The organism is Enorma sp. (assembly GCF_982429025.1).
Genome location: NZ_CEWCAA010000005.1, coordinates 1 through 23,474 on the forward strand (window position 1 = coordinate 1; position 23,474 = coordinate 23,474).

Annotated in this window: 16 protein-coding genes, 1 tRNA gene and 1 pseudogene; 5 read left to right on the forward strand and 13 right to left on the reverse strand. The window is 62.4% G+C overall.

Annotation, left to right across the window (positions count from 1 at the left end):
• Positions 1-240 precede the first annotated feature (240 nt).
• Positions 241-1,029, reverse strand: a complete 789-nt coding sequence (locus AC1VS5_RS01745) for a hypothetical protein (protein ID WP_481217494.1) — start codon at positions 1,027-1,029, stop codon at positions 241-243.
• A 763-nt stretch (positions 1,030-1,792) separates the two neighbouring features.
• On the reverse strand, positions 1,793-4,417 hold the full coding sequence (gene clpB / locus AC1VS5_RS01750; RefSeq protein ID WP_481217495.1) for an ATP-dependent chaperone ClpB: 2,625 nt from the start codon (positions 4,415-4,417) through the stop codon (positions 1,793-1,795).
• Between the two features lie 363 nt (positions 4,418-4,780).
• Between clpB and AC1VS5_RS01755 the strand changes: the two genes are divergently transcribed.
• The 3 genes from AC1VS5_RS01755 (at position 4,781) to AC1VS5_RS01765 (ending at position 7,987) form a co-directional block, all read left to right on the forward strand.
• Positions 4,781-5,992, forward strand: coding sequence for a hypothetical protein (locus tag AC1VS5_RS01755; protein ID WP_481217496.1), 1,212 nt, complete (start codon positions 4,781-4,783; stop codon positions 5,990-5,992).
• Positions 5,993-6,224: 232 nt separating this feature from the next.
• Positions 6,225-7,061: an alpha/beta hydrolase gene (locus AC1VS5_RS01760; protein WP_019127516.1), complete on the forward strand. Its 837-nt coding sequence runs from the start codon at positions 6,225-6,227 to the stop codon at positions 7,059-7,061.
• Between the two features lie 29 nt (positions 7,062-7,090).
• On the forward strand, positions 7,091-7,987 hold the full coding sequence (locus tag AC1VS5_RS01765) for an alpha/beta hydrolase (protein ID WP_022348839.1): 897 nt from the start codon (positions 7,091-7,093) through the stop codon (positions 7,985-7,987).
• 387 nt (positions 7,988-8,374) lie between these two features.
• Here the strand turns inward: AC1VS5_RS01765 and AC1VS5_RS01770 are convergent, their stop codons facing one another.
• The 6 genes from AC1VS5_RS01770 to AC1VS5_RS01795 form a co-directional block, all read right to left on the reverse strand.
• Positions 8,375-10,234 carry an ABC transporter ATP-binding protein gene (locus AC1VS5_RS01770; protein ID WP_481217497.1) on the reverse strand — a complete coding sequence of 620 codons (1,860 nt, stop codon included), beginning with the start codon at positions 10,232-10,234 and terminating at the stop codon, positions 8,375-8,377.
• Positions 10,235-10,236: 2 nt separating this feature from the next.
• Entirely contained in the window at positions 10,237-12,129 is a 1,893-nt protein-coding gene (locus tag AC1VS5_RS01775; protein WP_481217498.1) for an ABC transporter ATP-binding protein, read from the reverse strand.
• A gap of 103 nt (positions 12,130-12,232) precedes the next feature.
• Positions 12,233-12,742, reverse strand: coding sequence for a MarR family winged helix-turn-helix transcriptional regulator (locus tag AC1VS5_RS01780; protein ID WP_481217499.1), 510 nt, complete (start codon positions 12,740-12,742; stop codon positions 12,233-12,235).
• 600 nt (positions 12,743-13,342) lie between these two features.
• Entirely contained in the window at positions 13,343-13,648 is a 306-nt protein-coding gene (locus tag AC1VS5_RS01785) for a hypothetical protein (protein ID WP_019127511.1), read from the reverse strand.
• Between the two features lie 198 nt (positions 13,649-13,846).
• Positions 13,847-14,896 (reverse strand): helix-turn-helix transcriptional regulator, encoded by a 1,050-nt coding sequence (locus AC1VS5_RS01790; protein ID WP_481217500.1) that lies wholly within the window; start codon positions 14,894-14,896, stop codon positions 13,847-13,849.
• Between the two features lie 238 nt (positions 14,897-15,134).
• On the reverse strand, positions 15,135-16,190 hold the full coding sequence (locus AC1VS5_RS01795; RefSeq protein WP_481217501.1) for a YeiH family protein: 1,056 nt from the start codon (positions 16,188-16,190) through the stop codon (positions 15,135-15,137).
• Positions 16,191-16,307: 117 nt separating this feature from the next.
• Between AC1VS5_RS01795 and AC1VS5_RS01800 the strand changes: the two genes are divergently transcribed.
• Complete coding sequence (locus AC1VS5_RS01800) at positions 16,308-17,192, forward strand: LysR family transcriptional regulator (protein WP_481217502.1); 885 nt, start codon at positions 16,308-16,310, stop codon at positions 17,190-17,192.
• Positions 17,193-17,308: 116 nt separating this feature from the next.
• Here AC1VS5_RS01800 and glmS read toward each other — a convergent pair whose 3' ends face one another.
• Complete coding sequence (glmS, locus tag AC1VS5_RS01805) at positions 17,309-19,195, reverse strand: glutamine--fructose-6-phosphate transaminase (isomerizing) (RefSeq protein WP_481217503.1); 1,887 nt, start codon at positions 19,193-19,195, stop codon at positions 17,309-17,311.
• A gap of 815 nt (positions 19,196-20,010) precedes the next feature.
• Here glmS and AC1VS5_RS01810 point away from each other — a divergent pair.
• A tRNA-Met gene (locus AC1VS5_RS01810) sits at positions 20,011-20,087 on the forward strand.
• 122 nt (positions 20,088-20,209) lie between these two features.
• Here AC1VS5_RS01810 and AC1VS5_RS01815 read toward each other — a convergent pair.
• The 4 genes and pseudogenes from AC1VS5_RS01815 to AC1VS5_RS01830 all read right to left on the reverse strand — a co-directional run.
• Positions 20,210-20,815: pseudogene (locus AC1VS5_RS01815) on the reverse strand (BspA family leucine-rich repeat surface protein); the annotation flags it as partial.
• Between the two features lie 3 nt (positions 20,816-20,818).
• Positions 20,819-21,244, reverse strand: coding sequence for a hypothetical protein (locus AC1VS5_RS01820; protein WP_481217504.1), 426 nt, complete (start codon positions 21,242-21,244; stop codon positions 20,819-20,821).
• Positions 21,245-21,322: 78 nt separating this feature from the next.
• Positions 21,323-22,399, reverse strand: a complete 1,077-nt coding sequence (locus tag AC1VS5_RS01825; protein WP_481217505.1) for an FHA domain-containing protein — start codon at positions 22,397-22,399, stop codon at positions 21,323-21,325.
• A gap of 114 nt (positions 22,400-22,513) precedes the next feature.
• The gene (locus AC1VS5_RS01830) at positions 22,514-23,449 is read right to left on the reverse strand and encodes a PP2C family protein-serine/threonine phosphatase (protein WP_481217506.1); all 936 of its coding nucleotides are present in this window, start codon (positions 23,447-23,449) and stop codon (positions 22,514-22,516) included.
• Positions 23,450-23,474 lie beyond the last annotated feature (25 nt).

Genomic DNA, 23,474 nt, shown 5'->3' on the forward strand with positions numbered 1-23,474 from the left:
TCATTAGCCCCCTCTTGTCGGGTCGGAGGCTCGCATTCTGCCTGTTAGCTGTCCCATCATCACGCAGATGGCGAGAGAGTCACTCCCATCCTGTCCAAGTTTCCATCTTCCATCGCCAGAAATCGACAATTTTAGCCAAAATCGAGCACCGCAAGATACAAACCGATACTCGTCAGTGCAGACAGGGGCAGGAAGCGTGCAAATGGAGCCCCGGGCACGACGCACCGGAATTCCAGCGCGTCACACGGGCGGCAAACCGATACCGGCGCGCAACCCGTTGAGCAGCGCCAGTTGTCGCGCGCGATACCCCGCCACTTGATAGCGAAAACGTTGGTTAGCGTCGTCATAGATCGACTGTGCAATAGCTTCAAGCGCAACGATATCTATCATCTGGTCGCGATTAATCACGAGGACCTTGACCCCCATTCCCTTGAGGCCGTTATTGCGTTGGCCATCTCGTACGCGCACCGATTCCTGCTCGTGGTAGCCGCCGTTGTACTCAAGATCGGACCCGGCGGCGGGAATGTACAAGTCGCACACGGCGTACGGAATCCCCGATGCCATCCGAACCGCCCGGGGAGAGAAGTCGATTCGATGGTTGAGAAGTATTCCTCCCTGAGGAAGCGCCCGCAAATTGAAGCCGCCCCAACGCATGGGAATAGAGAACATGCCAGCCATAACGGTCTCCATAGGAGAGGCCGAACCCGAGAGCGCATATTCAACCGCACGACGAAACGTGGCGTATCGCCTACCGGTTGCCCATGCAGCGACGGCGCGCAGCTCGCGCATGGTCACTGCCGGTTCGCAGCGACAATGCTCCTGCTCCACGTTATGCCGATCGGTAAAATCTGGCCACACGCCACCCCATGCAATGGGCAGCGTAGCTTCGGCAGGCAGCGAATAGATTCCCAGCAGCTCCATAACAAGCGCGTAGACCTCAGGCAGCGACCGCTCCTCGGAATACAGAAGCGTGGCGAACGCGGGAGAACAACAATAGAGACCAGCGCCAACACGCATGATGGCGCCCACAGGCAAGGGCCTTGAAATCACGTGGCAGCGCAACCCGCTCTTCCTGCTTACATGAGATGGATCGCTCATCAAAATATGAAGCTCTTCGCCCTCGGCCCCCTGCCAGAAACCCTTGCGGGCCAGCTCTTCAAAATCGATAGCAATCTTGTTTGGAGCGCAAGAGGCAAGGACCCGGCGCTGCTCCCTTTTATCTAAGGGATGCCAGGCAACCGCAGCATATGAGCAGCGCTCAGCTCTCGCACCGCGGACGGCAGAAGTATGTGAAACAACGATGCACTCCATGCAACAACGCTATCACAAACGCGGTCGGGCTCTCGCACGAATCATGCACTCCACGACGAACCCCCGCGCATGGCCATCGCTATCTGCGACGCATGTTTCTGGCTAAAAATGTCGATTTTCTGCTCTCACCGCCCGCGCCTTTTCCTCAAATGCCAACAAACAATCTGCGCTGATCCGTGTAACCCACCATATCCGCAGGTTTTTCTAGCGCTTCGCACGCGCCTCCAATGCAGGCGGCGTCGAAACCGTCGTGAGAGCACCGAGCCATCGCCATAAATCGACATTTTTAGCCAGAAAAGTATCCGTGCCGCGCAATGCAACGCGACACGGATACAACAAACACCGTTTTCTGTACCCAATGGCATAGACGGCGCACTTTGAACAAAGACGAGGCCAGGCTGGCGACGGCGGGGGCGGCACGCGATACCCAAGCGCACCGCGCTCACCGCCTCGCACAGCCCAGCATGCGCCAGCGCTGGCCTTACTCCGCCGGCACCTCATAGGTTGCCGCAGGACCAGCTTCGCCGGAAACCACGCAGAACGAATTGTCCGCGTCCACGTCGACGGTCACCTGATCGCCCTCGTGCACCACGCCATCGATGATTGCACGCGCGATGCAGTCGACCACCTCGTTTTGGATGAGGCGCTTGAGCGGGCGAGCACCGTACACCGGGTCGAGACCACCCATCGCGAGCATCTGCTTCGCCGCCGGCGTAACCGCAAGAGCCATACGTTGCTTCGCCAGGCGCTCGCGCACATGGGCCAGCTGGATGTCGACAATCTGCTCGATCTGCTCCATTCCCAGCGGATGGAAGACCACAATGTCATCGATACGGTTGAGGAACTCCGGGCGGAAGGTAGCGCGCATGGCCTCATCGACCTCGCGCTTGAGCGCCTCGTCATCGGTGCCCGCGTGTTCCGCGATTGCCTGTGAGCCCACGTTGGACGTCATGATGATGATCGTGTTCTTAAAGCTCACCTGGCGACCTTGGCCGTCGGTCAGGCGGCCATCATCGAGCACCTGCAGAAGCACGTTGAACACGTCGGGGTGTGCCTTCTCCATCTCGTCGAGCAGAATCACGCTGTACGGGCGGCGACGCACGGCCTCGGTAAGCTGGCCGCCCTCGTCGTATCCAACGTATCCCGGAGGGGCACCGATGAGGCGCTGGACCGAGAACTTCTCCATGTACTCGGACATATCGATGCGCACAAGCGCGCGCTCGTCGTCGAACAGGCACTCGGCTAGCGCCTTGGCGAGCTCGGTCTTGCCCACGCCGGTGGGTCCGAGGAAGAAGAAGCTACCGATGGGTTGATCGGGGTCGGACAGGCCCGCGCGGCTGCGGCGCACGGCGGCAGACACGGCCCGCACGGCCTCATCCTGCCCGATCACGCGCTTATGCAGCTCTTCCTCGAGATGGGAGAGCTTCTCGAGCTCGCCCTGCATCATCTTCGACACAGGCACGCCGGTCCACGCGCTCACCACCTCGGCGATCTCGTCGGAAGTCACCTGCTCGTTAAGGCCACCCCCGCGCTCCTTCTGCTCATCGAGCTCGGCTTCGGCAGCCTGCATGTCGTGCTCCAAGCCAGGAATCACCGCATAGCGCAGCTCGCTCGCACGCGCCAAGTCGCCATCGCGCGTAGCGCGCTCTTCCTCGCCGCGGGCCTCGTCCAGCTTGCCCTTAAGCTCCTGGACGCGGTCGATGGCGTTCTTTTGGTTGAGCCAGCCCGCTTTCTGCACGTTGAGCTTTTCCTGGACCTCGGCCATCTCCTGGCGAAGCGACTGCAGGCGCTCCTTCGAGGCATCGTCGGCCTCTTTCATGAGCGCTTGTTCCTCGATCTGCATCTGGGTGAGCTGGCGCTCCGTCGCATCGATTTCGGCGGGCATGGAGTCAAGCTCCATGCGAAGGCGGCTCGCCGCCTCGTCTACCAGGTCGATAGCCTTGTCGGGCAGGAAGCGGTCGGCGATATAGCGGTCCGAGAGGTCCGCCGCCGCCACAAGCGCGTTATCCGCGATATGCACGCCGTGGAAGATCTCGTACTTCTCCTTGAGCCCGCGCAGGATGGAAATGGTGTCCTCCACGCTCGGCTCGCCCACGAACACGGTCTGGAAGCGGCGGGCGAGCGCCGCATCCTTCTCGATGTACTTGCGATACTCATCGAGCGTCGTCGCGCCGATGGCATGCAGGTCGCCGCGGGCGAGCGCGGGCTTCAGGATGTTGCCCGCGTCCATGGAGCCCTCGGTGGCACCCGCGCCCACGATGGTGTGAAGCTCGTCGATGAAGAGGATTACGCGGCCCTCGGATTTTTCGACTTCCTTGAGCACGGCCTTCAAGCGGTCTTCGAACTCGCCACGATACTTGGCACCAGCCACGAGCGCGCTCATGTCGAGCTCGATGAGGTCCTTGTCGCGCAGGGTGCTCGGCACGTCGCCGGCCACGATGCGCTGAGCGATACCCTCCACGATGGCGGTCTTGCCCACGCCGGGCTCGCCGATGAGCACGGGGTTGTTCTTGGTGCGGCGACTGAGCACCTGGATGGTGCGGCGGATCTCTTCGCTGCGACCGATCACCGGGTCGAGCTTGCCGGCGCGCGCCAGGTCGCACACGTTGCGGCCATATTGCTCAAGCGCCTCGAACTGCGTCTTATCTTCAGCAGAGGTAACGCGATCGTCGCCTCGAAGCTCCTGGTAGACCTCCTCGATGCGCTCGCGCGTCACGCCGGCGTCGTTGAGCACACGGCCTGCATCGCCCTTGTCCTCGGCAAGGGCCATGAGCAGGTGCTCGGTTACCACGAAACTATCGCCCATCTTGCCCGCGTGCTTCTCAGCGCGCTCGAGCACGCGCACGAGGTCGCGCGAAAGCCCGACCTGGGCACCATCGCCCGTTACCTTGGGGGCGCGGTCGATGGCTTCCTGCGTCGCGCGGCTGAGCTGCGCCGGATCGGCACCGATGCGCTCGATGATGACCGAGATGTTGCGCTCGCCGCTCGTGAGCAGCGCCGAAAGCAGATGGATGGGCTCGACGGCGCCAGCCTCGGCGTCGCCCGCGATGCCAATGGCCGCCTGGAGCGCCTCCCTCGATGTCATTGCCAGCTTGTCGATTCTCATGCGAATCACCTCTCTTGCATGCGGTTCGCCAGGTTTGGCGCAGGGCCGGGGTTGCGTCGGCTTCGGAGCGGGCTGGCAAGCCATCCAGCCCCGTCGTCGTCCCGACCTTGTTGTTGGCCGGCGAACCATGCCGCCCTACGGAGCGGCGTCTGTTCTATCGTGGCTATTGTTTCCGCTCTTAAGCTTCTCTATTCATAAATCTAAGTCTCTATATATAAGATTTTCTGTTATTGGCGCGCGCATATAACGCTCCTCCGCCGCACGCCGTAAGCGCTTGGTAAGGACTTCGCCAAAGGCCCAGCTTGCTGCGAAGCGTGGCCTACACTGGGGGATATCTGAGAAGCTAAATAGGAAGCCCAGCCCATGACCCCTTCAATCGCCCAACTTGCCGCCATGCTTATCGGCCTTGCCATCGCGTGGGGCGTTCCCGTGGCCTACCTGCTCCTCTGCGTCATTTCCGACCGGCGCTCCCGAGCACGCGCCGTCCCGCTTCCAGCCGACATCGATGCGACGCCAACCGCCCCCAACCTGCACCCCGTGCTCCTTGGCGCGCTGCGATGCCACGACGAGACAAGCAGGGGCAATGAGAGCAACGCCTACGAAACGGCGCTCGGTGCCGTCGTGGCCATGATTGGGCGCGGAGAGGTCAGATTCGAGGACAAGGCGCCCCGCGGAGCGGCGGATGCGGAATCGACCTTGTTGGAAGACGGCGAAGAGGGACCCGTCGTCGCCGAGAATCACAGGCGCCGCCGACGCCGAAAAGCCGTGCGCGACGAGCGCGTTCACGCCTTCGGCGCCCACCTTTGGCTCACGCGCCCAAGCCAGGAGGCGCGCGGCGCGAGTGCCTCCGACAACCGCGCGCGGGCGCGCTCCGGTAGCGAGCAGCAATACGACGCCGACGCGCTCAGGCTCGTCATGCCTCCCCAGGCCTCTCGCGCGAACCTCGAAGAGCTCTATAGCCGCGCTTCCGACGCCTACCGCCCCCTTGGATCATTTCTCGTTCTGATGGCAGACGACCTCGTCGCGCTTGGGCTTACGCGGCGGCCGGGGGCGCTCTACCGTATCGTCTTTAGCTGGCCCATCACGGTGTTCACCTGCCTCTGGTGCCTGTTCGGACCGGCGCTCGCACTCCTCGAGCCTGGAACAGCGGGCTCGGCTGTGGCGTGCGCCATGATGATCGCCGTCATGTTGGGGCGCGCGATGCTGGTAGACCTTGGAACCCGGCTCACGCCCGAAGGCGCTCGCGTGCTCGCCCAAGGACACGCCAACGTTCGCTGGGCGGAGTGCCTCAGCCGTGGGACCATCGCGCTTCCAGGCCGCCTTTCGCCCAACGAGGCAACGCGCCTTCTGGCAACGCTTCTCGCCATGGGCCGCCATGACCTTGCCGGCGATGTCGCCGATTGCCTCATGAGCAGCGGATACGCCAGGGTTCTCGATTCGCCCCATGCCCGGCAGGCCATCGACTTCTGCATGCGTCGCCCCTTTATCGACACGTCCGTTATGAGAAAAGACCTGTCGCCAGCAGACCTGCTCATCGAAAGTATCGACAAAACCATGGATATCATGCGGGGCTGAACAAGCCGGGTAAAGCGCGCCGGCCCCCGCGCCGATCGAGGGCAGCGGCCGCAGCGCCGGCCAAGGGCCCCGACCCCCGCGCCGGTCGAAGGCGCCCAGCCGCTGGCCGGAACGTTTGTCCAAATGGCCCATCCGCGAAAAGCAAGCGGCCGAGCGCAGTATACTGACGATATCGAGTTTGTTGTCAGCACGCCCCGCAAACCGGGGCAGCCAGCACGTAAGAGGAGGCTGCATGGCTCGCCTTAGCGTAGATTTCTACTCCACCTCGCTCATGCGCACCACCACGCTTGACGTTATTCTCCCCACCGATTGCCCCGGCGACGCCATGGGGTTCGACTATATGCGCCGTCAAGACCCCGCATCGTGGGACCGCACGCCCATGCCCGCAGAGAAGCCGCCGTTCAAAGCGCTCTTTCTGCTTCATGGCATCTCCGGCAACCATACGGACTTCATGTCCGAAACGCGCATCCGCACATTCGCCGAGGAACGCGGCCTCGCGGTCATCATGCCGTCCGGCTACAACGCGTTCTACCTAGACCATCCCGAAACCCATAACTACTACGGTCGCTATGTGGGGCTCGAGCTCGTCGAAGCCGCCCGCCGCATGTTCCCCATCTCGCGGCGCCGCGAGGACACGTTCATCGGCGGCATCTCCATGGGGGCGTACGGTGCGCTCCGGAACGGCTTCAAGTATGCCGAGAACTTCGGCGGCATCATCGCTCTTTCCTCCGCCATGATCTTGGGAGACTTCGACCGCCTCATCAACGACGACGTCTTCTTCCTGAGCCGCAACTTCCTGGAATCCACCTTTGGCGACCTAACCCAGGTCATCGATAGCGACAAGGACCCACGCCGTCTGGCCGCCGACGTGGTCTATTGCGACCGCCCCAGGCCGCGCGTCTTCATGGCGTGGGGGTCGAATGACCCGCTCGCCGAACCCAATCGCGCGCTTGCCGAGCGCCTGCGAGGCACCGGCATCGAAGTTGAGCAGCGCGAGATGCCCGGCGGCCACGACTGGACCTTCTGGAACACCGCGCTGCCCCAGGCGCTCGACTGGCTGCCTCGTTAGGCTCGACGCCCGCACGAAGGGAGATTGAGATGGCACTGCTCCGCGTCGATTTCTACTCCGAGTACCTCAAGCGCAACGTTGTGCTTACCGCCGTGATCCCCGTCGACAAGATGGACGGCGACAAGCGCGCCAAGAAGCGCCGCGGCCCGTATCGGACCGTCTATCTGCTTCACGGGCTCTTCGGCCAAGACGTCGACTGGATCGACAAGACGCATGTGGTCGAGACGGCCGAGGCTCGCGATGTGGCGCTCATCATGCCTTCCGGCGAAGACGGCCTCTACCTCAATAAGCCCGAAATCAACGAGTGGCACGGCAAGTTCATCAGCGAAGAGCTCATCACCATTACGCGGCAGCTCTTCCCCCTCTCCGCCAAGCGCGAGGACACGGCGCTGGCCGGCATCTCCATCGGCGCGTATACGGCGCTCATTAACGGCATGCTTCGACCCGACCGCTTCGGCAGCATCATCATGCTTTCGGGCGCTTTCATGCGCGACCGCATCCTCGACGCCGTCGACTCGCACTCGCCGCGCAAGCGCAAGTACTACGAGCGGTTCTTCGGCGACCTTGACACGGTCATTGGCACGGAAAAGGATTACGTGGCGCTGGCCGAGCGGTTCGAAAGTGAGCCCGAGCTGCCCAAACCCAACTTCTACGTGGCGTGCGGCCTGCATGACAACCTGTGCGAGAACAACCGCGAGGTGGTCAAACTTCTGCGCGACACCGGCTTCGACGTGACGTACTGGGAGCCGGGCATCGGCGGGCACGAGTGGCCGTTCTGGAACGCATGGATCGACTGCGCGCTCGATTGGTTCGCCCCGGGCGAGATGCGCCCCACCACCGCCGGCGGCGATTACACCGCCTTAACGAGCCTGCGCGCGCCCGGCAAGCCCATCCCCATGACCGGGGAAGATCCGAGCAATCTGTAACGACGGGGCGGCAGCGTCCCGCTGAGGGCGCCCTTCTTCGGGCGGTTTTTTGCACTTGCAGGGAAAATCCGCTGTCTAACTGCGTAAATACCGCCCGAAGATTGCCGCCTATCACGGCAACGGCCCGCCGTCCACCACGGCAACGGCCTTTCCAGAGTGCCCCAGATTGCCCTGAAAGAGGAGGGAGCACGCCCAGCTATCACGGCAACGGCCTCCCCAGGTGCCCCAGATTCGCGCGAAAGAGGAGAATGCACCTAGCTATCACGGCAGCGGCCCGCTGTAGTGCCCAAGATCGCGCCGAAAGCCAAGGACATAGGCCTTAGGGCCATGCCCGAAGGCTTGAGGGGCGAAGTTGGGTGCTACGGCGGGCCGGCCGGGTCGAAAAACCTACGCGAACTGGGCGTTGTAGAGCTCCGCGTACGCGCCGCCGGCGGCGAGCAGCTCTTCGTGCGTGCCCTGCTCGATGATGGTTCCGTGATCCATCACCAGGATGAGGTCCGAATCCACGATGGTGGAAAGCCGGTGCGCGATCACGAAGCTCGTGCGCCCCTGCGTGAGCGCCTCCATGGCTTGCACGATGGCTTTTTCCGTGCGGGTGTCCACACTCGAGGTCGCCTCATCCAAGATGAGAATCGCCGGATTGGCAAGCAGTACGCGCGCGATCGTGAGCAGCTGGCGCTGGCCCTGGCTGATGCTCTCGGCGTCGTTAGCGAGCCGCGTGTCGTAGCCATGCGGCATCGTGCGCACGAAGAAGTCAACCTGCGCGGTCTTTGCCGCCTGGATAATCTCCTCGCGCGAGGCGCCGGGGCAGCCATACGCGATGTTCTCGGCAATCGTGCCCTCGCGCAGCCACGCATCCTGCAGCACCATGCCGAAGTTTCGGCGCAGGTCGGCGCGCGTCATAGCATGCGTGTCCACCCCATCGAGCGTGATGCGGCCGCCGTCGATCTCGTAGAAGCGCATAAGCAGGTTGATGAGCGTCGTCTTTCCAGCGCCGGTGGCACCCACGATGGCCACCTTCTGGCCCGGCTCCGCTACGAAGCTTACGTCGTGCATGAGCGGCTGCTCTGGGTTATAGCCAAAGCGAACGTGCTCGAAGGCGATACGGCCCCGCACGGGCTGCGGAACGGCGGCAGGCACCTTCGGGTCGGGCTCAATCTCCTCCTCATCGAGAATATCGTAGACGCGCTCCACCGCCGCCAGCGCGCTCTGCAGCTGGTTCATCGTGAGCGAGAACTGGGTGAGCGGCTCGGCCGCCGTGTTGACGTACTGGAAGAACGCCTGCAAGCGACCGATGGTGAGCTGGCCGCGCATGAGGAAGCCGCAACCAACGAGCGCTAGGATGACCTGCGAGAGCCGCACCAAGAACCGCACCATGGGCGCCACCACGTTGGTCATGAAATCCGTCTTGCGCATGGCGTTGGCGAGTTCCTGCGCCGCCTCGTGGATGCGCGCCGAACTGGCCTGCTCGCGATTGAACGCCTTGATGACGATGCGCCCGGAGTACGCCTCTTCAACGTGGCCGGTAAGCAGACCAACCGCGCGCTGCTGCTCGGAAGCAAGCACCAGCGTGCGCTTGGATACGGCACGCGTCATGAGGATGGAGGCGGCTGCGAATACTGCGAAGATCGCCGTGAGAATCCAGTTGTAGCGCAGCATCATGATGATCGCGCCGATAACCGAGCCAACCGAGACCATCATCGAGAGCAGCCCGCGCTGCATGACCTCGGAAACCTTGTCAAGATCGTTCGTCGCGCGGCTCATGATGTCGCCGGGCTTGTTGGCGTCGTAGAACTTGAGGGGCAGCACGTTGAGCTTCTGGGCGAGCTCTTGGCGTAGCGTGAGGTTAAGGCGCTCCGCAAAGCTCGCCATGGTGAAGCTCTGAATGGTGTAGAACCCCCAGGCTGCCGTCCAGATACCCAGGTAAACAAGGATCTCGCGGCCGCCGGTGTCCCAGCCGATCGTGAAGCCGCGGCCCTCGGCGAAGCTGGCCTGGATCTCGGTCCAAAGCAAGTCGATGACATGCGCGCTGTATGCGGGGGCGGCGATCTGCGCCACGGTGTAGCAAAGAACGCAGACGAGCACCACGGCGAAGCGCCAGTGCTCGCGGCGCGACGTCTTCCAAAGCCGGCGCACCACGCCAAAGGCATCGCGCGGCGCCTCAAGCTCTTGCTCCTCATCTCGTGTGGGCTCGGGCGCGTTCCCCTGCGCCGCCTGGCTGTTGGTCAGGTTCTTCTCCTCTACCATGGCTACTCACCTCCCTTCATCGCTGCACCATCTGCGGCGGGCACCTGCTCGCGGCCCTCTCCCGTCAGCTCTGCGAGCTCCTCCTCGCGCAGCTGCGAGCGCGCAATCTCCTGATAGGCCGTACAGCTGCGCATAAGCTCCTCGTGCGTGCCCAAGCCCTGGATGCAGCCGTCTTTGAGCACGATGATCTGGTCGGCGGTAAGAATCGTGTTGATGCGCTGCGCGATAATGAGCACCGCGGCGTCGGCAACCTCCGTCTGGAGCGCGTGACGCAGCGCCGCGTCTGTCTTGAAGTCCAGCGCGCTGAACGAATCGTCGAAGATGTAGAGGTCGGCCGGGCGCACGAGCGCACGAGCGATGGAGAGGCGCTGGCGCTGACCGCCCGAGAAATTGGTTCCTCCCTGGGCCACGCGGCTCTGGAGGCCGTCGGGCAGCTCGCGCACGAAGCCGGACTGCGCCACGTCGAGCGCATGCCACAGCTCTTCATCCGAAGCATCCGCCTTGCCGTCGCGCAGGTTGTCCGCGATGGTGCCGCTGAAGAGCCAAGCTTTCTGCGGCACATACGAGATGTGGTCGCGGAGCTCCTGTTGGGTGATGGTGCGCACGTCGCTGCCGCACACGGTCAGCTCGCCATCCGTCACGTCATGGAAGCGCAGCATGAGCTTGGCAATGGTCGACTTGCCCGAGCCCGTCTGTCCGATGATCGCCGTCGTCGTGCCGCGCCTCAGGTAGAAGTTGAGGTGATGTAGCGTATCTTCGCTCGCATCGGCAAAACGGAACGACACGTTACCGAAATGCGCCACCACGTCCGGCCTGTCGGTGCGGGCATGGCCGCTTGGCAAGGCCTCGGCTCCTGCGCCCGCCTCGTGTGCCTCGAACGAAGCGAGGGAGCGCTCCGGCACGCCAGCCCCGTCATGCGCGGCGGCCTCCAGCGGCGCGGCGTCCTTGATGGACGGTTCGCATTCGATAACCTCGCGGCAACGCTCCAGGCACACGAGAGCGCGCGGCAAGGTGAGCATGCAAATCTGCGCCATCATGATGAAGAACAGGATGAGCATCGCATACTCGATGCACGCAGAAATCGAAGCGATCTGCATAGCATGCGCGCCCACGCGATTGCCGCCGAGCCACAAAATCGAGACCTCAGCCAGATTCATCACGAAGAACGCCGAGCAATCGAGCGTGGCAAAAATCCAGTTGACCTTGATGGCACTGCTCGCATAGGTGCCGAAGGCATCGTCGAGGCTTTCCCGCTCAGCCGACTCCTTGCCAAAGGCGCGAATCACGCGCACGCCCGTGATGCTTTCGCGCAGGCGCACGTTCATGCGGTCGATGAAGCGCTGGAGGCGCTGGAAGATGCGGGCGGCCTTTTTCACGCTCACGACAGCGATCACCGCGACGACCGCGATGAACCCGGCAAGCAACAGGCCCATCTGCATGTCGATGCTGCATGCCAGCACCACGCCGATTACCGCCGCAAACGGCACGGGAAGAATCATCTGGATGCTCATGCTGAGCGCGGTTTGAATGACGTTCACGTCGCCAAGCGTGCGCGTGATCATCGAGCCCGTGCCAAACTGCTCGAAGTCGCCGCCCGAGAACGCGAGCGACGCGTCGTAGACCGCGGTGCGAATGTCGCGGCCAACCTTGGTGGCAAGGTCGGCGCAGAGGTAGTTGTTTGCAAATGCTCCGCCGCCCGAGATAAGCGCCGCGACGAGCATGACAAGCCCTTGCTGAACCAGGTAATCGAAATCTCTCGAGGAGACGCCGATGTTGATCATGTTGGCAAGGATCGTGGGCACCAGCAGCACGCCCAGCAGGTTAAGGGCGAGCGCTCCAAGCACCCCCGCTACTTGTAGACGATATGGTTTGAGGAAACGCAGCAACGTGCGCATACACAAGGCTCCTTTTCCTTGGAATAGCATGAGGTCAAGTAAGGAACGGACGCTTGAAATGCATCCGCGTCATGGCGCCTGCGCGCCCTAGGAACGCATGACGCTAGGTGGGAACGCAGGCGTCTGGGGTGCACGCCAAGATCTGCTGCTCAAGCGCATCGATATAGCGACGCACCAACTGCACCAACAAGGAACGCTCCTGCTCGGTCAGCGACGAGAACGCACGCTCCTCCGCGCGAATGGCAGGAACGATGCGCTCGGCAGAAAACGCGCGCCCCTCTTCGGTGAAGGCCGCCAGTTTACTCTTGCGGCTGCCTTCCATGAACGTCAGCGCTATGAGGCCGCGCTCTTGCAGCACCTTAAGGGCCGAATTGATGGTCTGCTTGCTATACGACCACGATTCTGTGAGCCGGGCAAGTGGCAGCTCGCCGCCAGCGCGCTCGATATCGTAGAGCATCCAATAGGCGCAATCCGAGAGCCCGCAACCGCGCGCATATGCGTGATAGAGCTTGTCGACTTCGTTGTAGAGCAGGTCGAGCGCAAGCGGGGTCGTCTCCACGCCGGACAAGCTCGCGGCAAAACTCCGCTCGCTAACATGCTGGCTATCTCCCATGGCACAAGCCTCCTCTCGCTGTTTTCCATACGTCTACGAGCCTTCGGGCGTCGGGCTGGGCCTGCTCCGTTCCGCACGCGGGTATGCGCTCGCGAGCACGAAAGCCGCAGGCGGGCATGCTGGCTCCGCTCCACGCGAGGGCGCCGCGCCGGCCCGGAAGCCGCAGCTCGGCAGCTTCCCAGGGGCCCGCCGCAGATCGGGAGCGGCCTCATGCCCGAAAGCAGTTGGGCAGGTACGCCGGCTCCGCGCCACGCGTGCACACAACGCCGGCCCGCAAGCCGCAGGCAGACACGCTGGCCCACTCCAAGCAGACGTGCGCCCGCAAGCCTGCGGCCCACGCGATCGACCACCCAACGCGAAGCCCAAGGGTTCACAATGCACGGAATTTTAGTCCGATTTCGGATTAAAGTCAACGATACGCGTCTAAGAGATTTAATAACTCCCCAGGTTGGCAATCTTTAGCCAAATTTGCACCATGTCCAACCCTCAAACCAAAAGAGCCGCCGACGCTCGGGGTATGCGTCGGCGGCTCGTAGCGGGGTGGCTCTGCGGCCTGCCTTCCTGCGATGCCGCGAGCCGAATAGTCAGCATTACCAGCTACTATTTCTCCCAACCTTCTTGAATCGACTCATAGAACGTTGCGCCCGGGAACAGATCGTGGATGCTTTTCCCATCACGCCACGGGAGCTCGATAATCTCCGGCATGGTAGCCACGAGCTCGGAGCAATCGGTAAAACGGCCCTTATCGTTCAACTTGGAACAATCCTGCACGCGCCAGTATCCGTCGGTGTGGGTGATGTAGTACTGGTCACCATCAACATCCATGAATACGCGGGTCTTCGAGCGCAGGTATCCAAGGAACCCTTCGAAGTCGAAGTCGAGCGCCTCCTCAGCTTTGAGCCCCATGATATCCTCCTTGCTTCGGGCGCCTCCCGGGCGCCAGGCCGATAAAACCGTCTGTTTTTAGTAAACCCGTCGTAAGGGTTTCTCATGCATACAATCTGGTGGGCGGTCTGGCATACGGGGTGGACGGGCGCTCTATGCATCATCTCCATAAGTTGGGGCAACTCGCTCCAGGGGGGCACGCGCGCTGCGCTAGCCCGTCTACTTCTCGCGAGAGAAGCCCTCCATCAGCACCGCAACGATTCCGCAAATCATACCGCCCACAGGCCACGCCACCCAAAACCACATGGCGGACGTGCCAACCGGGTCAAAATCTGAAGGATCGGCTGCGGAGAACACCGGTATGAAGAGCAGGGCAAGTCCAATAATCGTCGCTGCAATCATGATGGCCCCGCAGATGGCGCCGAGCTTCTTGTTGGACCGCTTATGAGCGATCATGGCATCGCGGATCTCGTCTTCTACCTGAGCGTTCACGATGTCTTCCATCTCGAGCTCTTCCGCCGCGCTCTTGTTGTATTCGGCGATGTTCATACGGCCGAAAAGCATGCCGTACCGCACGATAAGCCAAACACCCAGTGCGACGAACAACATGAGCAGGCAGAGACCCTGAAGTTCGGTATCGCGATGCTCGCCGAATACCATGATGCACGCCACGCCCACAAAGATGGCCGCAATCCCGGCGACGATTGCGCGCGACAGGTCGCGCCGAGCGGAGGCGCGGTCGTCCTCCGTATAGAAATCCTCAATATAGGGATGCGCCTTCATGAACGCCGCATGCTCCATGCCTGCGGGCACGGTAAACGCCAAGCCAACGAGCACGCCCAGCAAGATGAGCACGATCATGAGCGTGTCGGCGTCGCCGCCCATGAAGGAGAAGCTCCCCTCAAAGAGAAACGCGATGCCGCACATGACAAGGATCGCGGCGACGCCCGTAGGAACCTTGAACGCCATCATGCGCTGGTGCTCGTCGTAGCCGCAGATATCCTGCGGAGGCCCGTCGGGAACGGGCACCTGCGTCCCGTTCACCGAGCTCGCGTTGCCCGCGAGAGCGGCCACATCGCCCGTTACAAGATCATCCAAGCTGCATTCGAAGATCTGGCATATCTTAAGCAGCTTGTCCATCTCTGGATAGCTTTTCGCGGCCTCCCACTTGGTCACACTTTGGCGTGAAACTCCCAGCAACATGGCGAGCTGCTCTTGCGTCATGTTGCGCGTAGCGCGGAGGTGTTGAAGATTTTCGCGGAAACCCATGGCGGTGCCTCTCGTTGTGGCTCCGCGCGCAGGCCAGGGGCGACCGGATGCGACGGAGCGGCTGATACGTTGCCGGCACCATCAGAGTACGGGTGCGTTGGCTCCTATTCTACCAACCAGAGGGCTGCATTTTTTGAAATTTGAGGCAACCGCGAGGCGCCTTCCAGTTGCTTTGCGCAGGTCAGGAAGCATTTCGCTGTAAGGCTGACGGTTTGTCTTCGCCGGGCTATGCGCGCCCTTACCAGATACCAAGAAGATGCTGCATGCCCAAGCTCACCGCGGCGATGCCCACCCAGCAGCAGGCCCCCATGAAGATGGGTTTGCCGCCGGTGCGAACGAGCTTGACGATGTTCGTGTTGAAGCCGATCGCCGCCATGGCCATGACGATAAAGAACTTGCTCAGCTCTTTGATAGGCGCGGTGACCGCGGCGGGCAGCGCGAACACCGTGGTGATAATGCTTGCCAGCACAAAGAACAGGATGAAGAACGGGAAGATCTTCTTAAGATCGAAGCTGCCCGCAGCCTGTGCGTCCTCGGTACGGCCCTCGGCGGCAGCGCGCCTGGCCTTCCGCACCTGCCAAAACGCAAGCGCCAGCGTGATGGGGATGATAGCGAGCGTGCGCGTAAGCTTGACGATCGTGGCGGAATCGAGCGTGTTGGCACCGGGATGCATGCCGTCCCATGCCGCCGCGGCGGCCGTCACCGACGAAGTGTCGTTTACCGCCGTGCCCGCGAAGAGGCCGAACCCTTCGTTCGAAAGGCCGAGCATGCCGCCGAGCGTGGGGAACACGAGCGCCGCGATCACGTTGAACAAGAAAATCACGCTAATGGCCTGCGCAATCTCCTCGTCGTCCGCGTCGATAACCGGAGCGGTAGCTGCGATGGCAGAGCCCCCGCAAATGGAAGAGCCTACGCCCACAAGCGTCGAGATCTTGCTCGGGATGCGAAGTGCTCGGCAAAGCACGAAGGAAATGATGAGCGAGGTGGCAATAGTGCTCATGATGATGGGGAGCGACGTGGCGCCAACCTGTGCAATCTGGGCCAGGTTAAGGCCAAAGCCCAAAAGGATCACCGCATATTGGAGAATTTTCTTCGAGGTAAACTTCACGCCCGCCTCGAGCGGAGCTGCCGACGAACCGGGCACAACGAGCGCCAGCACCATACCTATGAGGATTGCGAACACCGGCCCGCCAATCACCTCGAACTGTTTGCCCAGCAGCCATGCCGGCACCGCAATAACCAGGCAAAACAGAAGGCCCTTCCAAATATGCCTCGCATCCTTGACCAAATCCATACGCTCCCCTTCAATCTGGCATGCACGTTCGGCCACCATGGTAGATGATCTGTCTATAATTATTTCTACCGTTATACTTATTCTTATATAAGAATTCTTTATGTATAGGACCCGGCCATGCTCGATTACCGCGCGCATACCTTCATCATTGCCTACCGCCTGCGGAGCTTCACGCGCGCCGCGGAGGAGCTCCATATCACGCAGCCCGCGGTCTCGCAGCACATCAAGCAGCTGGAAGCCCGGGCTGGCTGCAGGCTCTTCGAGACGCGCGGGCGCGCCATTCGTTCCACGCCCGCAGGAGACCTTCTCTACCGGAGACTGTCCGTTATGGCAAACGACGAGGCGCGTATCATCGATGAGCTTCGTCGGCTCGATAGCGCCACAGCTGTTCCGCTTCGCCTAGGGTGCACCCGCACCATCGCCGACTACGTCGCACCCCGTCTGCTCGCCAAGCATGCGCAGCGCCATCCCAAGCAGACCGTGCATCTTAGGAGCGCAAATACCCGCGATCTGCTCACCTCGCTCGAAATGGGCGAGCTCGACCTCGCGCTTGTGGAGGGGCCGTACGACCGCAGCTCCTTCGACGGCTCCGTGCTTTCTACGGAACCGTACGTCGCAGTAGCCTCTCCGCGCAAGGCCCAGAGCGCGCACGCTCTCTCCGACCTTCTCGTGCATCCGATTATCGTGCGCGAAAAAGGCTCGGGAACGCGCGAAATCTTGGAACGCATGCTAGCGGCTCAAGGGCTTGAGCTCGGCGACTTCGCTTCGGTTATCGAGGTCGCAAGCATCCCCGTTATCAAAGAGTTCGTTCGCGCGGGCCGGGGCATCACGTTCATCTACCGCGTAGCCGTGAGCGAGGAGCTTTCCCGCGGTGAGCTGGTAGACCTAACACCAGCCGATTGCACCGCGTACCATGATTTCACGCTTATCTGGCAACAGGGTAGCACCTACGCCGAATCCTACCGTGCGCTGCTTGATGAATGGCGCAGCGATTTGCTCTGATGTATCAAATGTTTTAGGTGCGAAGCCCAAAACGGCCCCCGGATGAGTCCATCCAGGGGCCGCGCAAGCGCCATGCTGCATCAGGGGCTAGGCAATCGCCAGGCTTGCATTGCGCCCTACTCCACCGTCACGCTCTTGGCAAGGTTGCGGGGCTGGTCAACATCGCAGTCGCGCATGATGGCAACCTCGCGCGCCAGGAGCTGGAGCGGCACCGTCGCCGTAATGGGGCAAAACGCATCGCGCACCGGCGGAATGTAGATCACGTGATCGGCAATCTGCTTGATGTCCTCGTCGCCCTCGGTAGCCACGACGATGATCTTTGCCCCGCGCGCCTCGCATTCCTTGAGGTTCGACACGGTTTTATCGTAGGTGGGGCTCTTGGTGGTTACCGCGATCACGGGGAAACCAGGGTCGATAAGCGCGATGGGACCGTGCTTCATCTCCCCTGCCGCATATGCCTCGGCGTGCAGGTAGCTGATCTCTTTGAGCTTGAGCGCACCCTCGTGCGCGATGGCCGCACCCATGCCGCGCCCCACGAACAGCGCGGAGTGGGCGTCTTTACAGGCGAGCGCCGCCTCATGGACCGCCTCGGTCTGCGTATCGAAAATCCATTGGATCTGCTCGGCCGTGTCGCCCAGCTCGCGGAAGAGCATGCGGACCTGACCCGTCGTGAGCTTGCCCTTTACCTGCGCAAGCAGCAGGGAAAGCAGCGTGAGGGAGACCACTTGGCCAATGAAGCTCTTGGTAGACGCTACCGCGATCTCTTTATTGGCCTTGGTGTAGATGACGCCGTCGCTCTCGCGCGCCACGGGGCTTCCCACAACATTGGTGATGCCGAACACCTTGGCCCCTTTGATGCGTGCATCGCGAATGGCCGCCAGCGTGTCGGCCGTCTCGCCAGACTGGCTCACCGCAACGACCAGCGTCGAGGGCGTGATGATGGGGTTGCGGTAGCGGAACTCGCTCGCCGCCTCCACTTCGCACGGGATTCGCGCCCACATCTCGATGAGGTTTTTAGCGATGAGGCCCGCATGGTAGCTCGTGCCGCATGCGATCACGTACACGCGGTCGATAAGGTTGAGCTCTTCGTAGGTAAGGCCGAGCTCGTCGATATCCAGCTCTCCGCCGACCATGCGGCCCACCAGCGTGTCGCGCACCACGCGAGGCTGCTCGTGAATCTCTTTGAGCATGAAATCGGGGTAGCCGCCCTTTTCGGCCATGTCGATGTCCCAGTCGATGTGCGTGATGGCCGGCTCGATCGCCGTGCCCTCGGCATCGGTGTAGGTGATTCCTTCCGGCGTGAGGCGAGCGAACTGGCCGTCCTCAAGCACCACAACATCGCGCGTCGCGTCGATGACCGCGATGACATCCGAGGCAACGTAGCTGCCGTCCTCGCCGCGCCCGATGATGATGGGGCTGTCCTTGCGAGCCACAGCGATGACGCCGGGCTCGTCGGCGCACAGCGCGGCGAGACCGTACGCGCCCACCACATGCGTTGTTGCCTCGCGCACCGCAACCATAAGGTCGTGCGAGCCAGGCTGGGCGGGCTCGCCCGTTGCCGGGTCTGCGGGACGGCCCTCGTAAGCCTCCTCGATAAGATGGGCGAAAACCTCGGTGTCGGTATCGCTCGTGAAGCGATGACCGCGACGTTCAAGTTCCTCGCGCAGCTCTGCGAAGTTCTCGATGATACCGTTGTGCACGACGGCGATCCGACCGTCGCAGCTCGTGTGCGGGTGTGCGTTCGCAACGCTCGGACGGCCGTGCGTTGCCCAACGAGTATGACCGATGCCGCAGGTCGACGCGGTGTCGACGTGCTCGAGCTCGGACTCGAGCCCGGCCACCTTCCCAACGCGACGATGCACGTCGAGCTCCGTGGCGGAGGCAGACTGCCGCTCGAGGGCGATGCCCGCCGAGTCGTAGCCGCGATATTCGAGCCGTTTAAGGCCATCGATGAGTACGTTTTTCGCTTGGCTGAAACCGGTGTAGCCAACGATTCCACACATGGGGGCGCTCCTTTGCAACGATGATTACCGTATGAGGCGGAAGATGCCGTCGCAGAAATCGGCGCACCACAGGTCGTGGCCAGACGCACGCGGCGCGTTCACCCGCAAAGCTATGGCCATCGGCCCGCCCAGGCGCGCACCGCCGCAAGACTAGCCTTTTCCCACTGATGGCACATTGTAACAGCCGAGTGGTGCCCGGATTGGCCCCCGTGGTATGTAAACATCAATACCAGACAATCTCCTAAACTGGGGAGGGGTGAATAAACTGGCTCGCAGCGGCGTTGGGCTCGCTCGTCTGGACGGGGCGGGCTCTGCGGCGTGTCCGGGCGCACCCAGCGCCGCGCCGAATCGAGGGCATGCCCCCGCAGCATATTTGGAGTTATAGATGACGAGCGCTGCAGATATGGAGTTAAGAGCAACGAGCGCTGCAGATATGGAATAAAGGGCACCTGCGGAGGCCGGTAACTCCATATTTGCAGCGCCGGGCGCGGATAACTCCATATCTGCGACATCGAACGGCGCGTAACCCCTCATCTGCAACGTTGGGCGGCGGCGCACCCGCCCCAGGCATGTCGTAACTCCGGATATGCAGCGCTGGACGAATCTTGGTCCGGCACAACTCCATATTTGCAGCAGCAAACGCACCCAGCGACGCCGGCTCACGCGCGACGCCGCCCGTCGCTCCTCCACAGACCAGCCTGTCCACACGTCAAAATCCCCTGAAATGTGGAAATGCGCACACAATTAAGATTCTTCTTGAAACGAAAGCCCTCACATCGTAATATATTTTCTTGCACCAGAGGTGCACCAGACATTGCGGGGTGGAGCAGTCTGGTAGCTCGCCGGGCTCATAACCCGGAGGTCGTAGGTTCAAATCCTGCCCCCGCGACCAAGCACGCACAGCTCGGAGGTCATACGGCCTCCGAGCTTTTTTGTTTTTCATGGCCGAAATTGCCGGGCGATTTGGTCGACTATTGGCCGAATTATCCACGTGGATAACTTATGCGCCACCACCTATGCTTCGAGGCCTATACGAGCCGCCGCAGCGCGCGATTCCTCGTCCAAAGCGACGCATCCCTCAAGGGTGCCCCGCATCTTGACCGTGTCCGCCCAACGGATCGGCGCCTCGGGCAGTGCCAGGTGCCGCAGGTTCGCGCAGTCGCGGAACATCAGATTCAGGTTCTTAGCAGACGAGAAGTCGAACGAGGATAGATCCAGGCTCGTCAGTCTCTTACAGTCGGCGAACATGAGGAAGAAGTCGCGCACGGCGGAGGTATCGAAGCCCGACAGGTCAACCCATTCAAGCTCCGCGCAGCCCCAGAACATCCCGCTCATGCGACGCACGCCGACCGTCTCGAACCGCGACAGGTCGAGCGACCTGAGCCTGCGGCACTGGCTGAACATGTTCGCCATGGCAGCGGCAGACGAGGTATCGAATCCCGAAACATCGAGCCACGTGAACTTTGAGCAGCTCGCGAACATCGACGTGAAATCGCGAACGCGCGCGGTGTCGAACCCCGACACATCGATTGCGATGAGCTCGTCGCACCCGTTGAACATGTTGCTCATGTCGGTCACCTGTGATGTGTCGAAATGGGAGACGTCCAGCGTCTGCAGCGACGATCACGCGCTGAACAGGTTCGCCATGTTCGTGACGCGCGACGTATCGACCAGCGAGAGACCCTCGATGCTCTGCAGCTCCCGGCAACCCGCAAACCAGCCCCGCATGCTGACCGGGGCAATGGGCGCCGTGACGAAGGCGCGCGCGACGCCGCTCCACGGCTGAGCCCAGCGCGCGGTGTTGGCATCGGGCATCTCGGGATCGTTTGCGGGCTCAACGATGGACGGATACCCCGTTTCCGGAACCTTGAAAGGACCGGAGAGAAGCTTGAGCCGATACAGCACGTTTCCCTCTGCATAGCTGGAACGCGCGCAGTCCCACGGCGTGGCGCCGAACACGACCAGCGCGGTGCAATCCTCGGCAAGCGCCTCGCCGGTGGCCGGCTGCGTCTCGTAGATCGACGCGTATACCAAAGAGGACTTCGTCATCGGTTACCCTTTCTCGAAAAGCAGGCTCGGCGGGAACGCCGCCTGAACGAATGCCCTGCCCAGGCGGCGCGAAGGGCTTTATGCCGCATCAAGGCAGACCGTGCGGCTTTCGGAGGATAGTAAGAAGGTGACCTGCTGGCGCGCGCCGGCGAACAGCAAGCCGTCGCCGTCGCGCAGCACCACGGAGTCACCCCGCTCGAGCGTAGCCACGATCCGCCCGTCGCGCACCACCGTGGTGCCGTTGGAACCCAGCTGCTCGAAGCGCCATATCTCCTGCGCCGTATCGTAAGCAAGGCGCCCGTGCCTGCGGGACACCAGGTAGAAGTCCTCGGAATACGGCAGCATGATGTCCGCCTGGTCGGAGCCGTCACCGCGCTTGACACCGACCGTCATGCCGTCACGGAGCGGATAGCGCTTCCGTCCGAACGCCAAGGTACCAGCGAGCGCTTCCGTCATGAGGCAGGGCGTGAGGGACGGTGCCTCGAGGACGTCGCGCTCTGCCATGATTGCGGTGCCGGGTTCGGGCGCGGTGCCGATCACGGGCGTGGCGCCCGCTTCTGCCACGTCCTCGACGACCGCCTTGCCGCTGAAGACGCCCTCGGGGTTGGCACCCGCGGCCGCGTTCCCGGCAGCCACGGCCGCATCGCCAGCGGCTTCGTCGTGCACATCCGCCTGCTCGTCCAGCGTATCGAAGTAAAAGGACTGCACAATGAGTTCGTCGTCGAGCAGCGCCATGGTCGGGCAGATGGTCACGCGCGGCGACAGGTCGCACCCGAGCTTGCGGTGAAGCTTGGCCTGGACCGCGCCCTCGATGCGCGTGCAAATCTCCGCGGTGCCGTGCCCGTAGTACATCCGCCACGCGGACACGGGAACCTGGATCTCGAAGCGGTCGGGGCACTGGATGTCCGTCACGCCACCGCCCCAGTCGACCAGCCCTCCCATCGCCTTGGACACAATCGCGTCGATGACCTCGCTCGGCGCGGGCGCGACCACCGAATCGCCGCTCAAGCCGGCAATCCACAGGCGGAGCTTGATGATGGGATGAGCATACGAGATGGCGTCGAACAAGCGGGCGAACCTGCGCTCGACGGCATCGAGCTTGGCGGCGGAGGAGGCATAGGCGCGGTTGATGCGGCGGCTGTTGCTGTACTTCATGGCGACGTCCTTTCTGGTTGGCTGCCGGTCGTCGAGGCTAGTGTGCCATCGCCCAATCGTCCCGTTGCGCAACCTTGTCCCGCAACAACTCCTGGCAGCCCCGCACCAGCGCTGTCACCACGTCGAGATCCACGGTGTCTGCTGCCTGCTCGGCATCTCGCTGCGGCGCACGTCGATCACGACCGCCGTCGCGTTGTCGCTCCGTTCGCCGCCCGCCTCTGCCGCCTCGAGGACGATGCTGCGCGATGCCGTGCACGGCTCACCGTCGAGGGAGAGCAGCTCTGCTATGCGCGCCGTGGGCAGCTGATCCCACACGCCATCGCTGCACAGAAGAATCTTCATACCCTCCCGCATCGGCATGCTCGCTGTCTGCAAGGGGGCGTTGCCGCCGTTTCGCAGCACATGGTATCCCATCGCGGCGCGAAGCGCATTGCCCCCCGCACGGATGCGGCCCCGATCGTTGCCGAATACGTGCTCAAGCCCACCGTCATCGCACAGGACGTAGGCGGTCGAATCGCCCATCCTGCCGAACACGAGCTCCCCCTCGCACGCAGCCACGGCGACCAGGGTTGCCCCGGACCCCTCGCCCAAACATGAGGACACCTTGCTCACGAATGCATCTACCGAGACGAACGCCTGATACATGCACCACTCGCCGAGCGCCCAGCGACCCGCCGCATCTCCGACAGCATCGAGGGCCGATTTCCATGCCTTGTCGAACGCCCCGCAGCACAACCTGGACATGACGTCGCCGAACGGCGCGCCGCCAATCCCGTCGCTCAAGCAAGCGCAGTCGTCCCCGTACCAAGCGCAGTCCTCGTTGCCCAAACGGGCGCCGCGCTCGCTTGAGGACGCCGCGACGAGCATGAAATCCCGCATATCTGAGATGACCTCGACGGAATGGCGTTCGACCGGAGCTTCCTGGGAAGCCGCACCATGAGATAGCTCGTCAACGGGCAGGGCAAGGGACTCGGCGCTCATCTCGGAGCCCGAGCCGGCACCCAGGTCGAACCCGACACCACCCAGTTGCTTGTCTTCGTGGTTATGCATGGTCGTATCCTTTCGATTCGACGGA